This is a genomic window from Arthrobacter sp. CG_A4 (assembly GCF_035985125.1).
Classification (GTDB): domain Bacteria; phylum Actinomycetota; class Actinomycetes; order Actinomycetales; family Micrococcaceae; genus Arthrobacter.
In genome coordinates this window covers 51,812-65,250 of record NZ_JAXCID010000022.1, presented here as the reverse complement: position 1 = coordinate 65,250, position 13,439 = coordinate 51,812, and the positions used below count along the sequence as shown (strand labels likewise).

The window sequence follows — 13,439 nt, the reverse complement described above, 5'->3', positions numbered from 1 at the left end:
CGCCGCCGACGACACTAAATCAAGACCCCGCGGCAAAAAACCCTTCTCGTCACGCCCAAAGACGCCCACACCGCCAAACACTGCGACGCATAACACGGGGTGGCCCAGTTCCCGTGTGGCGGGGCCCTCAAGTATCTGCCCGTCAGCGGTGAAGCGGGAGCCGTGGAGCGGGCAGTCCCAGGACTGTTCGGCGTCGTTCCAGCCCAGCACTCCGCCCAGATGAGGGCAGATTACGGAAACCTTGTGCGATTTCCCCTGGACCGTGCACAGGCCCACGGGCCGACCGTTGTCCCGCACCACCACACCCTGGCCTTCGGGCGGGTTCACGCTGCGGGTACGCGCCAGGCCACCCAGCCACCCGCTGATCATCTCAACGGCAACTTCGTTGTTGGCCTGCACCGTCGATGCTGCGTCGTGGGCACTGATCCGCGTCCTGAACAGGATTCTGGCCCACGAGCTGTCGCCCCCGAGAATGTCCGCCGACAGTGCTAGGGCGGCCGCGACGCCGTTGGTCATGCCCCACTTGTTGTAACCCGTGGCCGTGTGCACATTGCCGCTCCACGGAACAGCCCCCACGTAAGGCACGGCGCCGGCAGGTTCGTAGTCCTGCGCGGACCAGCTGTGGGAGAGCTCCCCGCCGGGGAAGTGCTGCACCGCCCACCGCTGCAGGTCGTCCACCTGCGCCCGGGTGTGATGTTCACGGCCTACCGGGTGACCGTTACCGCCCACAATCAGGTAGTTACCGCCCGACGGTGCGTCCGTCGTCGCATCGAAGGCGCCGGCGGGATGGGGTCTGACCTGCAGCGGAACAGCGGTTGGCGCTAAGTTTCCCGACGACGAATAGCGACGTCCCTTTTTCCGGTGAGCGTCAGGTGGGCCGGTTTCGTCAGGGCCAGGTTCCCGAGCGTGAGGGCGGTGATCTCGCTGACGCGCGCACCGGTGTCATAGAGGAGTATCAGCAGCATGCGGTTCCTACGGGATTTCATGCTTGAGCCGTCAAAAGCGGCAAGGATCGCCTTTGTTTCCTTTTCTTCAAGGTACTCGATGGGCTTTCTCGGTTGGCGTGGTGCCTTCAACGTCTTGGCAGCTTCATGAAGCGCAACCAAGACGAGATCTTCCTGAGAGACGTATGCCAGGAACGCCTTGATAGTAGTCAGACGCAGGTTCACGGTCCTGGGCTGATATCTCTTTGTCTCCTGCATCCAGGCGAGCCATCCTTTGAGGAACTCTCTTTCGAAATGATCGAAGCTGATGTCCTTGCGTTGGATGCCCTTTTCGGCAACGAGATAGCCGACATAGCATTCCAGAGAGATCCTGTAGGCTTCGATGGTTTTCGGGGACATTGCCCTGACTTTGGACATGTAGTCGTTTAAGTAGGTTCTGGCGTATCCGAAGAAGTTCGGGAGCGCGTTCTTGTCGCGTTTCATTCAAATCCCACCTCTGGCAGCAGGCACTGGCCTTCACGGGCTATCCCGGCGTAGGCGTTCATGAAGTCCGGGGATGTGTGAATGTAGTAGTAGGGGCTATCCAGTGAAGCGTGGCCCATGTAACGGGCCAGGTACGGCAGCATTGAGTTCACGTCGATGCCCTCGGCCATCCATCGTTCGATGTTCGTGTAAGCGAAGTGATGCCGGAAGTCATAGGGCCGCGGTCGTTTGCCCTGGGCGGCCCGTGACAGCCCGGCCAGGTCCCAGATCCTGTTGAAGGCAACCCCCACGGCTGCCGGTGTCACCGGGGTGCCGGCGCCGGAGACGAAGAACGCGGCTCGTTCCTTGCCGAACGCGTTACGTGATGCCTGGTCGCAGTCGTCGAGGATGCCGCTGATCTGCCCGGTGATGGGCAGGCGCCTGCTGCGGTTGGTTTTAGACCATTGCACGTCGATGAAACCGCCGGCCAGGTCCACGTCGTTGATCGTGAGCTGGCGGGCCTCGCAGGTCCGGAGCCCGCACGAGTGCATCAGGGCGAAGAACGCGACGGCCTGCCACTTCCACGGCGATGCGACTTCCAGCCGTGCGGCGGCTTGGAAAAACAGCGTGACCTCCTCCCTCGTCAGCAGGTAGGGCTGGGTGTGAATGAATCCGGCTTTCCACTGCTCTGAAAGCACGTACGCGTTCTCGTTGCCGTTGATACGAACCCATCGGCCAAAATCCCTGATGTAGGAAATCCATGACCAATGCGGGATTGTCTGGTGTGACCGCTTGGCGATGACCCACCCCTCAACGGTGTGCCGGTCAAAACACTCCAGCCCACGGTCGGAGCAATACTTGTCAAAATCCCTCAGGTACCAGATACGGGACTGCCCGTGAAAGCCCATGCTTTCCTTGAATGCGAGGTACCGGTCAAGGTCGTAGGCGAACGCGCTGGTGAATCCGTGCCCGCTCATCTCACGGCCCCTTGTGGCAGCGGGAGCACACACGCGCGCAGGTGTTCTGCATCCATGCTCAAATACACGGTCGTGGAATCCGGGCTCGCGTGGCCAAGCACAGCCGATATCGTTGGAAGTGGCGTTCCCGCACGCAGAAGTTTTGAGGCGGCGTTATGGCGAAGGGCCCTGGTCCCGGCCTTCACGTCCTTCACCCCGGCCGCCCTGAACATCTTCGTCGCCACCACGTAGATTGATGCGTGATCAGCCAGTGCCACATGCGGGGCGGCCGAGCGCAAAAACACATGCGCGTCCCCTGATGCTGGCCGCTCGTTCAGGACGTAGTCGGCCAGCTTCCCAGCGATCATGGGAAGTAGCGGCAGCGTCAGCGGGTTACCGGTCTTGGCCTGCACGATCCCGATCGTGAAGCCCCGCCAATCGATGTCGTTCAGGTGCAGGGCGATGAGGTCGCACGCGCGCAGGCCCGTCACCAGCGCAAGCAAGGTGATCGCCGCGTCCCGTGCAGAAACCTTCCCTTCGGCGCAGGCGCGAACAACCAACTGCTCATCAGCGTCGCGAAGTGTCGGCACGATGCCATGGTGGCGCCTGGCATTGGCCATGCCCACGGCATCAAGCAGGTCACGGCGCCGGGTGAACTTCAAAAAGGGACGAAAACTCGATGCCACCGACCACATCGCGGACTGCGCCCACCTGCCTTGCAGCGAGTCAAGGAATCCAAACACGCTGGCGCCGCCGGCCACATTCAACGACGTAACCCCGACGGCCTCCAAATACACCAGATAATCGCGGGCCATGCGACCGTAAGTGCCGCGGGTGGCCACAGCCAAGCCACGCTGCTCCATCTCATCGGACCAGGCAGTCATCAAGGCGATGAACTCGCCCGACTGCAGGCCATACCCGCCCCCGGAGCGTTTCCTGGCCGCAAGGGTCACCGTCCCGGTGAGCACGTAGGAGTCGAACAAACTCACCAACCTGCCATAATCAAAACGACGCTGTGCACTGAACTTGCCCGTCCTGGGACTCGTCGTCATCGCCGAGAAGTCAGCCCCCAACCCGGGCGTATACACACCACCTTGCTTCTGCGCCAGCCGCTCCAAAGCCCGAATCGACTTACGATACTGGCCAATCGTCGAGCCCATGTAACCGGCGGCATCCAATGCGGCGACAACCGCCACACCGACCTCCCTCACCATCGTGCCCATAACCTTTCCCTTCACTAGAAAGATGGATACGAGGCACACTAGCGACCAACAAGACCCAAAACACTAAGCCGAGGAACAAACCGGTGTTCCCCGGAACCACGAGGCCACACCGCCCTTCTTCGGCTTAACGTTTTCCTCGGCATAATCGCTGTGATGTACGAGCTGGGAGACGTTCTTCCCATCGCGCCGGCGGGTCCAGAGCCCCATCTCCAGGGCGTCCAAGGCCAAGGCTGTGTGCATGGTCGTGGAGAGCTGCCAGCCGACTATGCGGCGGGAGAAAACATCCAGCACAAAAGCCGCGTAGACCCAGCCGGAAAACGTTCGAATATGCGTTATATCTGCGACCCAGAGACAGTTCGGAGCCGGCGCGCTGAATTGCCGCCGGACCAGATCTGCCGGCCGTTCTGCTAGGGGTCCGGGCACGGTTGTGCGGGGGCCCTGGGCCCGGCGCACGCCATGGAGCCCGGTGCGGCGCATCAGACGCTCCACGGTGCAGCGGGCCACCTGGTGTCCCTCACGGTTCAGGGCAGCATAAACTTTCCTGGCCCCATAAACGCTGTAGTTCTCCCGGTGCACGCGGATGATTTTCTCGGTCGTCACGGCGTCGGCTATTGACCGTTTGGACTCAGGGCGTGCCTTGGCAGCGTAGTAGGTCGATGGGGCAATCGGCAGCTGTTTGCAGATCGGCTCGACCCCGTATTCGTCCTTGTGATTGTCGATGTAGGCGATCATCGTCGTGAGGGGCGGTCGAGCTCCGCCGCGAAGAAAGCTGATGCTGATTTCAAGATCGCGTTGGCCCGGCGCAACTCAACAACTTCGCGCTCCAGCTCAGCCAGACGGGTTGCGTCATCGGTGGTGGTGCCAGGGCGCAGGCCCTGATCGATCTCGGCGGTGCGCACCCAGCCACGGATGGTGTCTGCCGGGATGCCTAGCTGCGCACCGATCCTGGTGCACGCACCCCGCCGGCCACTGGGATTCTTCTGGGCGTCCATCACAAGGCGGACCGCTCTCTGGCGAAGCTCATCCGGATACTTCTTTGGTGCTGCCATGGTGCTCATCCTTTCAAGGATTCAACACCCTCCATTAAAACCGGGGCGGTTCATGGTGTAGTTCCATTCCCCATGGAAATCGTGGCGGGTGATTGGTAGGTCTTCGATGTCTTTTGAGGTGTGTCTGAGTCCGGTGGGGTAGTCATCGGTGTCGAGGACGCACTGGACTGTCAGGCCGGTAGCCGTGGTCGTTTTGCCGATCAGATCCACGATGATCTGGTGGGTCCGCAGCGGCTGACCGGCCCAGTTGCGTGTGATCTGGGAGAAAAGCCGGTGCTCGATTTTGTTCCATTTGCTGGTTCCCGGTGGCAGGTGGCAGACGGTGATGTCCAGGCCGGTTTCTTTAGCGAGCTTGGCGAGCTCGATTTTCCAGGCCCGGATGCGGCTGCCGTTGGATCCGCCGCTGTCGGCACATACGAGCAGCCGGCCGGCCCGGGGATAGCGTGCCTGTCCGACGGATTTCCACCATGTGCGCAGGGTGGCCACCGCGAACGCCGACGTATCATGATCGGTGCCGACCGTGACCCAGCCGGTGTTCGCAGAGAGGTCATAGATGCCGTAGGGGATCGCATTGCCCAGGTCCTTATCCATGAAGTCGTGGACGTTGACCCGCTCCGGGTGCCCGGCCGGCCGGTACTGGCGTCCGGCGTTCTTGAAGTCTCCGACCAGTTCTTTTTTCTTCGTGTCCACCGAGATCACCGGCTGGCCTGCTCCCATATGCTCACCGACCTGGCCTGCCAGATAAGTGAACTGGGCGTCGCGGTCTTCGTGCTGGGCGCCTTCGGTGACTTTGGCATTGGACTGCAGGCTAAAGCCCATCTCGTGCAGCATCCGCGCCACCGTCCGGTCCGAGACCGGATGCCCCAGATCAGAGAGCGCGGCCGCGAGGTTACGGGTTGATCTGGTCGTCCAGACCAGTGGTGAGACCGGATCCCCGCGCATGCCCGGATCAACCAGGGTCTTCAGCTCAGAGACCAGGTCCGGGTCGGTCGCTGCCAGGGACTTACGGCCCCCGCCCGGGACCCGCACCCGGGCTTGCGGCTTAGGGTTTCCCTCCACCTCCCGCACGCCGCGGGCGATGGTGTCGGGATGGACACCGGTCGCCGCAGCAATCGCCCTGATCCCGCCCCGACCCAGCCCGGCAGCCTCGACACCCAGCAGCATGCGGCGCTGCCGCTCATCCAAATGCGGGCGCAACACCGCATATCTCTCTCCCGCGGACTCCGCTAACTGCTCAGAATGCTGACATCCGTTCTGCCCTGGACGGCGACAGTCGGGAGGAAGCCCTCCCGAGAGCAGCGGATGCAGTGCGGAGGCTTGACTGCGGCGGAGCGCTCCTGCGCTTCTCGGACGTTGCCAGCGCCTCCTTCGGTAACGGTCAGCTTGTTGCCATCTACACGCGGACTGAAGGATGGGAAACCCCTCGACAAAAGGCGTAGCAGCGGCTCACGGCATCATGAGCTTTCTGGCCGCGTCCGGCCTGCATTCGTTGACGCCCGAGAATCGTCATCATCTGCAATGGTGCCGGGATGCTGCCTTCCAGACAGCGGGGAGAGGTTCGTTCCCTTGGCAGTGCTGTTGCATCACGCCTTGGCGGGTTTGCCCGGAAGTGCCAGTTTGAAGACCTTGGCCCCGGATGAGCCACCTGCTTGAGCAGCGGCCCCGACGGTGGACTTCAAGCTGTAACACTGGCAGATTTCGCGGACCTTCGGCGCCACCTCGGCGTACCGGTTGGAGAGGCGCGCCCACCGTCAGCACCGCCGCCCTGATGACCGGATGCTCGGGGCGGAAAGTCAGCCTGTGGTTCCTGTGCCGTCGTGCGCGGAGCCGACGGGTTTGGACTCCGGCGAGCCCCGCTGTCGAAGGTAGATGGAGAGGACGATCATCGATCCCATCGCGAGGAACTCTGACTGCCAGTTCTGCAGGGTACGGTTCCAAAACTCCGGCGAGACGAGGTATTCGGACCAAGCCACTGGCGCCTGAAAGTGTTTCAGTTGTTCTTCGTTGTAGGCACTGTTCCCGGCTATGGATTGGACGAACCAGGACAGGAGGAAGATCAGGCCCATGGTCAAGCCCAGCGAGTTGGAGAACAGAATCTGGCGCCAGCCACCGACTTTCGCCCAGACCGGGGACTTGGCGTTGCTGTGATCTCCGACGAGCTGGTCCTTGTCCGATTCAAGGCCTGCCCTATCCAGTTCCTTTGATTCGGGCGATCCTTTCTGGACGAGCCAGATCGTGGCGAAAATGTACAGGAAGAACTGCAGGTATTCGGACTGCCAGTTTTCGGAGACATCGACAGCGAAAGACGATGAGGTCACGTATTGGGCAAGGCTGATCTCGTCCAGTCCCGCAGCGATCTGTTCCTCGTTGAACAGCGCCTGTCCGGTCAGTGCCTGCCCCAGCAATGCCAGCAGGAAGATCAGGCCGAAGAAAATACTCAGGCCGTTGTTTTTCAAAGCCTCTTTCAACGTCCGGCCCTTCTATCCGTGTGCCAGGCCGACGGCGGCCATATAGGACAGCCCGCCGAAGATCAGGATCAGGTACAACACAAAGATCCAGCGCATACCCTATTCGCCTCCAATCTCACAGGTATAGGGAGCTTCTCCCTCTGACGTGCATCCGGCCCCGGCGACCCGCCAGCCTGATTCCGTCGCGGCGAGGAAGACCGTGTCGCTTTCGAATACAACGCTGGCTCTGCGGCCATACACGTGGGTTTCCAGAACAGTCCCGGCCGTCGGCAGCTCCAGTGCTTCCAGGGCCTCCTCACATGCCCCGTCTTGGGAAGCTGCTTTCTCCTGGGCCTTTGCCTGCAGCAAGGCGCAGGCCCCCTGCAGGTCTGACGCTTCCAGTAAACGGTGGAATTCCCGGGCTTGGCCCGCCGCTGCCGACGTGTCCGGGGAGCAGCCGCAGGCGGCCAACAACACCAGAAGACCGGCTCCGGCCACTGAGGTCCTGCGCTTCAGCTGCCGTAGCGAAAGGCCGGGACGTGCCGAACAGCTGTCTCTCACAAATCCTCCATCCTCCGGGTACCTGCCCATTGATGAACCTACACGATGACCCGCGGGCACCACCAGCAGTCGGCAGCCTCGCCCTCCTCAGAGAAGGAAGGGTAGATATGCTGGGCCTTTAGGGGCCCACTGCATGGGGGCAGGGCACGAGGACCGAGCAATTCCCACGACGCGCAGATGGGTGCGCGATGTTTCAAAAAGTCGTCTCGCTGTGAATCGTCTCGATCACGTGTCGGGAGGGGGTTTTGAGTCAGAATGGTGGGGTGAGGCTTCTGGGATACACGCGTGTGAGTACGTCGAGCCAGGATGCGCAGTTGCAGCTTGACGCGCTGGTGGCGGTCGGCGTTCAGAAGCGCGACGCGTTCTCCGATGTCACGTCCGGCAGTAGGACGGCGATTGAGCGGCCCGGGATGAAGAAGCTCCTCGACTATGCCGAAGCGGGTGACACCGTCGTTGTCTGGCGGGTAGACCGGCTGGGCCGGTCCTTGATCGACGTATTGAACACGGTGAACCTGCTGCGCGAGCGTGGTGTGCACGTCCGATCCATTTCGGACGGGATCGATGCTGAACATGCTTGCCACCTTGGCCGAGTACGAGCGCGAGCTGATCGTTGAGCGCGTCAACGCCGGGATCGCCGCGGCCAGGCAAGGCGGCACTCGCTTCGGTCGGCCGCTCTCCGATCCGGCCGTGATCGCCGACAAGCTCGCGATCGCCGGAGACGCCCGCGCGAAGGGACGCACCGCCGAAGACGCAGCACGTCTCGTAGGTTGGAGCCGCGCGACCCTCTACCGCCACCAACGCGCCCTCGCCGCCCGCGACAGCGCACCCATGTAGCTGTCATGGATGGCGTCGAGCGGTGGCGAGTGCTTCGACTTCACGTCGAAGACCAGGTGCCGCTCGCGACTATCGCTCGCGAAACCGGAATCAGCCCACGCACCCTGCAGCGCTGGCATCAGCTCTACCGGACCGGCGGCATCTCGACACTCGACCCGCACGCGCGTTCCGACGCCGGCACACGACGCACCGCCGCGGAGACCGTGGCTTTCATTGAACGACACGCGCTGACCAAACCCCGCCCAAGCCTTGCCACGTTGCACCGTCTCGCCGTCGCGGAGGCGCAACGGCGGGGATCGCCGGAGCCGGGCTACTCGACTGTCCGGGAGATCGTTCGGGCATTGGATCCTGCCCTCGTCACGTTCGCGTTGGAGGGCCCGGCTGCCTACCGGGATCGGCACGAGATCGTCTTCCGTCGCCGCGCCGATCATCCGAACCAGATCTGGCAAGCCGACCACACCGAACTCGACATCCTCATCGTCGGCGCCGACGGGAGGCCTGACCGGCCGTGGCTGACCACGGTGATGAACGACTACTCGCGCGCGATCTGTGGGTACACGGTCTTCACCGGCGCACCATCGGCTCTCAACACAGCCCTCGCGCTCCGGCAGGCGATCTGGTGCAAGACTGACCCCGGCTGGGCAATGTGCGGCATCCCCGACATCCTGCACGTCGATCATGGCTCCGACTTCACCAGCCACCACCTCGAGCGCACCGCCGTCGAGCTGCACATCCGCATCATCCACTCCACCGTTGCCCGGGGCGAGGGAAGATCGAGCGCTTCTTCGGCACCATCAACACTGAGCTGCTCGCCACGCTCCCCGGACACCTCGGACCAGGGAGCCGAACGCCACAACCTGTCCTGGATCTTCCCGGGCTCGATCGCGCGCTTGGCGCCTTCATCGCCACCTACAACGACCGGCCGCACCGCGAGCTGGGTACGTGCCCGCGCGACGCCTGGGTCGCCGACGGCTGGCTTCCTCGGATGCCCGAGAGCCTGGAGGAGCTCGACGGGCTCCTCCTGACCGTCCCGAAGCACCGCACCGTGCAACGCGACGGCATCCACTTCCAAGGCCAGCGCTACCTCGCGCCCACGCTCGCCCCCTTCGTCGGACACCCCGTCACGATCCGCTACGACCCGCGCGACATCTCCGAGATCCGGGTCTACGACCACGACACCTTCGTCTGCGTCGCCGTCGACGAGGCCCACCCCAACCTCCGGCTCAGCCTCCGCGACATCGAAACCGCCCGACGAGCCCGCCGACGCGAGCTGCGCCAGGCTATCAACGACCGCATCCCCGCCGTCGCTGCCCGCGAGGAACCGCACCAGGCCGCGCCAGCACCGCGCCGACGTCGGTTGCGCACCTACGAAGAGGACGGTTGATGACCCAGGCCTTCATCGTGACCAAGGAGCACCGACGCTTCACCGAGTTTGCCAACGCCGTTCGAAAGGAGCGAACCATAGGCATCTGTCACGGAGACGCCGGCGTCGGCAAGACCAACTCCGCCCGCCGCTACGCGAACTGGGACACCCTCGAGCCCTACATCAATGAATGGGGACCACGCGGCGACCACGACGCGAAGCACTACGCCCTCGCCAACCGCTCCCGCACCGTCTTCTATACCCCCGAAGTGCTGCCGCGTCCGAAGACGCTCATGAACGAGATCGACCATTGGCAGATCAGGGTCGGAATCTGCGTCGACGAACACCTGCGCACGCTCGATCCCGAGCCCCGTAAGCCCGGAAAAGTCACCCATCTGGTGGAGCTGCTCATCATCGACGAAGCCGAACGCCTCAACACCACGGCCCTTGAACTCCTCCGCGACATGCACGACCGGACCGACCTCGCGATGATCCTCATCGGAATGCCCGGAATCGACCAACGTTTCCGCCACTACCCGCAGCTCTACAGCCGACTCGGTTTCTCCCACCGATACCGTGCCCTCAGCCGCGACGAACTCCTCTTCGTCCTTGACCGCCACTGGAAACGGCTGGGCCGCGCCCTCGACCCCGACGACTTCACCGACGCGCAAGCAATCGCTGCGATCGAACGCATCACCCGCGGCAACTTCCGGCTCCTCGAGCGCTTGTTCCCGCAAATCACCCGCGTCCTCAAAATCAACCAGCTCGAGACCATCACCGAGGACGTCGTCGAAGCGGCCGCAAGCATCCTGGTCATCGGCAACTACCGACACCAAGCGATCACAGAACGCTGCCACAAAGCGCCGAAATCCACAGACACGCCGCGAAATCCATGTCGAAAACGCGCGCCGGAAATCAACGTCGGCAAACCCTGTGGTACGGGTATTATCGACACATGTTGATCGGATATGCGCGCGTCTCCACCGCCGACCAAAATCCCGACCACCAAACGGACGCCCTCGCCCGCGCCGACGTCGACCCGGCCAACATTTACCTCGACCACGCCAGCGGTGCCAAAGCCAGCAGGCCCGAGCTCGACAAGGCCCTCGCCTCCGCCAACCGGGCCGGTGACCAGCTCGTCATCACCCGCCTCGACAGACTAGGCCGGTCGGTACTCCATCTCGTCACCCTCGGCGCAGATCTCCGGGAACGTGGTGTGGGATTGCGTGTCCTCGAGCAAGGCATCGACACCACGACCGCGGAAGGGCGGGCAATGTTCGGGATGCTCTCCGTCCTCGCCGAACTCCAACGAGAACTCATCATCGCCAACACCCGCGACGGCCTCGCGGCCGCCCGCGCCCGCGGACGAACCGGAGGAAGACGCCCCAAACTCACCCCCGACCAGGCCCACCACGCCCAACAGCTCTACGACGCCGGGGCCCACACCGTTCAGCGCATCGCCGATCTGCTTCAGGTCCCTCGCTCCACGATCTACGGCCACCTCAACAAAACAAGCATCGGACGACGCACCACCCCAGCGCCGTGACCAGGCGTAACAGCGGTGCCGCCCAGAACCTCTACTACCTGGCTTCACCGGCTTAGCGTGCCTTCCCCGAGCATTGGTCCTCAAGCCCCTCGTAGGTCGCGGCCCGCAGCGGTGAGGTGATCGAGCTGCGGGCCTGGCCCATCAGCTTCTCAATGTCAGCGGTGGAGTAGATGAATGGTTGGCGCCATCTCTGTCGATGCGGCATCAGTCCCAACGGCGGGATCTCCGTGCCCGGGTGAATGCCGGCCAAGTAGCGGGCGAAGCCCCGGGCGGCCGTCATCCGCCGCGGACCCACGGTCGTCACCTGGCCTGACGGCGATTGCTGTGCCCACGTCAGCGCCGCTTCGATCGTCACGGTTGGCAATCCGTGAGCGTCGAGGTAAGCCACAAAGCCAGGCAACAACCACCGGGCCTCGGCCAGTTCGTGTCCGAGCGAACGACGCAGTTGCAGGTAGTCCGCGAGATCCTGCTCCAGCGAGCTAATCGCACGGCCCCCGGCCAGGGCTGGGCAACCTGGCGCAGTGCGTCCAGGTCGACCTTGGCAGGGCGGTCGTGGCAAGATCCTGGTGGCGAAGGACCTGGCTGATCGCTACCAGACCGCCGCCCCTGCGGAGCAGTTCACCGGCCAGGGCGTGCCTGAGCCGGTGTGGTGGGTAGGCTGTGCCGGAAGGCCGGGGTGCCGTTTGTCTTGGACGCGTGTCAGTCGGTGGGCCAGCTCCCGCTCGACGTCGCTGAGCTGAAGTGCGACATCCTGGTCGGCACCGGACGGAAGTTCCTTCGGGGGCCGCGAGGAACAGCGTCTGTCTACCTCGACAGTCACGTGCTCGAGAAAGTGGTGCCCACGCCCAACGACCGGCGTCCCCTCTTCGCGGCGATTCAGGACGAGCCGCCTTCCGCACGGCTGCCCGAAAGCCGGGAAGCGAGCATAGCCGCCAGGCTCGGCCTCGGGCGGGCCGCGGAATACGCACTCGAGCTCGGGATCGAAGACATTCGCGGCCGACTCCAGACACTGGCGGATGGAATGCGGTTGCATCTGGCGGACATTCGCGGCGTCGAGCTTTACGGCCGCGGGAAGCAGGCCAGCGGTATCGTGACGTTCTCGGTGCGGGAGAAGATGGCCGTGCAGGTCAAGGAACACCTGGCAGTTGACGGTATCAACCTCTCGACGGTGCCGCTTCCGCCGTTGAAGCCCGACGCCGTCCTGCAGGAAACACCCGCTACCCCTTCGACAGCCGTCCGGGCGTCAGTGCACTGTTACAACACTGAAGCGGAAATCGATCGGTTGGCCTCGGCACTGCGTCGCCTGGTATCTCGAGTTAACTGATGGGCCGGACGTCCACACGGTCGGTGGTGGCTGTGAGCACCGAGTTATCGGGCACGCTGTGCCAGCCTGAAGCATCGTCGGACGGCTCGCTGGCGACAAGCACCCCGTCCGGGCCGGAGCGCCAGTAGAGCGTGTCCCCCACAGCCGTTGCCGTGATGGTTGTGCCGTCCGTAAGCAGCAGGTTCAGGCGCGCCTCGGCGTGCTCCAGCACCGTCCGGGCGGTGCCGGCGAGCGCCGCATCAGGGCTCTGGCCTGCGGCAAGGGACTCCAGCACCAGCGCCCAGACCAGCGCCGAATCAACATGCGCCTCCATGGTCAGCAGACGGGCGGCCGGGATCGCGTTGACAATGCCTTCCACGGACGAGGGCCAGCCGTGAATCCGCCCGTTGTGGCTGAAGAGCAATTTGCCGTCCGTGTATGGGGCGGAGGCCGATTTGTCCTGGGTGGTGCCGACGGTGGCCGACCGCACTGCGGCGAGCGCCGCCGTCGTCGTCGTGACCCGGGCGACGTCCGCGAAGGAAGGGTCTGCCCACATCGGTACTGCACGGCGGTAGCGGGCAGGTTTCGGGTCGCCGTCCGCGTACCAGCCGACGCCGAACCCGTCAGCGTTGACGGTGCCGTACTGCTGGAACCGCGGCGCCCAGGACTGGGTCAGCAGGCCATGCCCAGGGGCCAGCAAAAGCGCGGCGAGGGAGGTCGGCGGCCCCAGGAAGGCCAGGTGCCGGCACAT

At 63.7% G+C, this 13,439-nt stretch carries 14 protein-coding genes, 3 pseudogenes and 1 other annotated feature; of the genes and pseudogenes, 6 read left to right on the top strand and 11 right to left on the bottom strand.

Annotated features, from left to right (window positions below; translation table 11 throughout):
• From RCH07_RS11150 to RCH07_RS11110, 9 genes and pseudogenes are all read right to left on the bottom strand, one after another.
• Positions 1-804, bottom strand: an 804-nt coding sequence (locus tag RCH07_RS11150) for an FAD-dependent oxidoreductase (RefSeq protein WP_326967533.1), incomplete at its 3' end; no start/stop codon positions are given.
• Positions 805-821: 17 nt separating this feature from the next.
• Positions 822-1,427, bottom strand: a complete 606-nt coding sequence (locus RCH07_RS11145; protein ID WP_326967527.1) for a tyrosine-type recombinase/integrase — start codon at positions 1,425-1,427, stop codon at positions 822-824.
• Complete coding sequence (locus RCH07_RS11140; protein WP_326967526.1) at positions 1,424-2,383, bottom strand: tyrosine-type recombinase/integrase; 960 nt, start codon at positions 2,381-2,383, stop codon at positions 1,424-1,426. Before RCH07_RS11140 ends, RCH07_RS11145 begins: the two co-directional genes overlap by 4 nt.
• On the bottom strand, positions 2,380-3,585 hold the full coding sequence (locus RCH07_RS11135) for a tyrosine-type recombinase/integrase (RefSeq protein ID WP_326967525.1): 1,206 nt from the start codon (positions 3,583-3,585) through the stop codon (positions 2,380-2,382). Before RCH07_RS11135 ends, RCH07_RS11140 begins: the two co-directional genes overlap by 4 nt.
• Positions 3,586-3,648: 63 nt before the next feature.
• Positions 3,649-4,317 (bottom strand): IS3 family transposase, encoded by a 669-nt coding sequence (locus tag RCH07_RS11130; RefSeq protein ID WP_326967524.1) that lies wholly within the window; start codon positions 4,315-4,317, stop codon positions 3,649-3,651.
• Positions 4,243-4,356, bottom strand: a sequence feature (AL1L pseudoknot). It overlaps the preceding gene by 75 nt.
• Positions 4,314-4,634 carry a transposase gene (locus RCH07_RS11125; protein ID WP_326967523.1) on the bottom strand — a complete coding sequence of 107 codons (321 nt, stop codon included), beginning with the start codon at positions 4,632-4,634 and terminating at the stop codon, positions 4,314-4,316. It overlaps the preceding feature by 43 nt. The genes RCH07_RS11130 and RCH07_RS11125 overlap by 4 nt, the downstream gene beginning before the upstream one ends.
• A gap of 21 nt (positions 4,635-4,655) precedes the next feature.
• A complete protein-coding gene (locus RCH07_RS11120) occupies positions 4,656-5,834 on the bottom strand; it encodes an ISAzo13 family transposase (protein WP_442784814.1) in 1,179 nt (392 codons plus the stop codon).
• A 383-nt stretch (positions 5,835-6,217) separates the two neighbouring features.
• A pseudogene (locus tag RCH07_RS11115) lies at positions 6,218-6,370 on the bottom strand (acyl-CoA desaturase); the annotation flags it as partial.
• Between the two features lie 57 nt (positions 6,371-6,427).
• On the bottom strand, positions 6,428-7,102 hold the full coding sequence (locus tag RCH07_RS11110) for a DUF6766 family protein (protein WP_326967522.1): 675 nt from the start codon (positions 7,100-7,102) through the stop codon (positions 6,428-6,430).
• An 803-nt stretch (positions 7,103-7,905) separates the two neighbouring features.
• On the opposite strand from RCH07_RS11110, the pseudogene RCH07_RS11105 reads away from it, so the two are divergent.
• From RCH07_RS11105 to RCH07_RS11085, 5 genes and pseudogenes are all read left to right on the top strand, one after another.
• A pseudogene (locus tag RCH07_RS11105) lies at positions 7,906-8,476 on the top strand (recombinase family protein).
• Positions 8,477-8,481: 5 nt separating this feature from the next.
• Entirely contained in the window at positions 8,482-9,501 is a 1,020-nt protein-coding gene (locus RCH07_RS11100; RefSeq protein WP_326967521.1) for a DDE-type integrase/transposase/recombinase, read from the top strand.
• On the top strand, positions 9,462-9,860 hold the full coding sequence (locus RCH07_RS11095) for a Mu transposase C-terminal domain-containing protein (protein WP_326967520.1): 399 nt from the start codon (positions 9,462-9,464) through the stop codon (positions 9,858-9,860). Before RCH07_RS11100 ends, RCH07_RS11095 begins: the two co-directional genes overlap by 40 nt.
• A pseudogene (locus RCH07_RS11090) lies at positions 9,860-10,663 on the top strand (AAA family ATPase); the annotation flags it as partial. The gene RCH07_RS11095 and the pseudogene RCH07_RS11090, both read left to right, overlap by 1 nt.
• 131 nt (positions 10,664-10,794) lie before the next feature.
• Entirely contained in the window at positions 10,795-11,385 is a 591-nt protein-coding gene (locus RCH07_RS11085; RefSeq protein WP_326967519.1) for a recombinase family protein, read from the top strand.
• Between the two features lie 52 nt (positions 11,386-11,437).
• Here RCH07_RS11085 and RCH07_RS11080 read toward each other — a convergent pair whose 3' ends face one another.
• Positions 11,438-11,740 carry a hypothetical protein gene (locus tag RCH07_RS11080; RefSeq protein ID WP_326967518.1) on the bottom strand — a complete coding sequence of 101 codons (303 nt, stop codon included), beginning with the start codon at positions 11,738-11,740 and terminating at the stop codon, positions 11,438-11,440.
• A gap of 291 nt (positions 11,741-12,031) precedes the next feature.
• Here RCH07_RS11080 and RCH07_RS11075 point away from each other — a divergent pair, with 291 nt between their 5' ends.
• On the top strand, positions 12,032-12,709 hold the full coding sequence (locus tag RCH07_RS11075; RefSeq protein WP_326967517.1) for an aminotransferase class V-fold PLP-dependent enzyme: 678 nt from the start codon (positions 12,032-12,034) through the stop codon (positions 12,707-12,709).
• Here the strand turns inward: RCH07_RS11075 and egtC are convergent.
• A complete protein-coding gene (gene egtC / locus RCH07_RS11070) occupies positions 12,702-13,439 on the bottom strand; it encodes an ergothioneine biosynthesis protein EgtC (protein WP_326967516.1) in 738 nt (245 codons plus the stop codon). The genes RCH07_RS11075 and egtC overlap by 8 nt on opposite strands.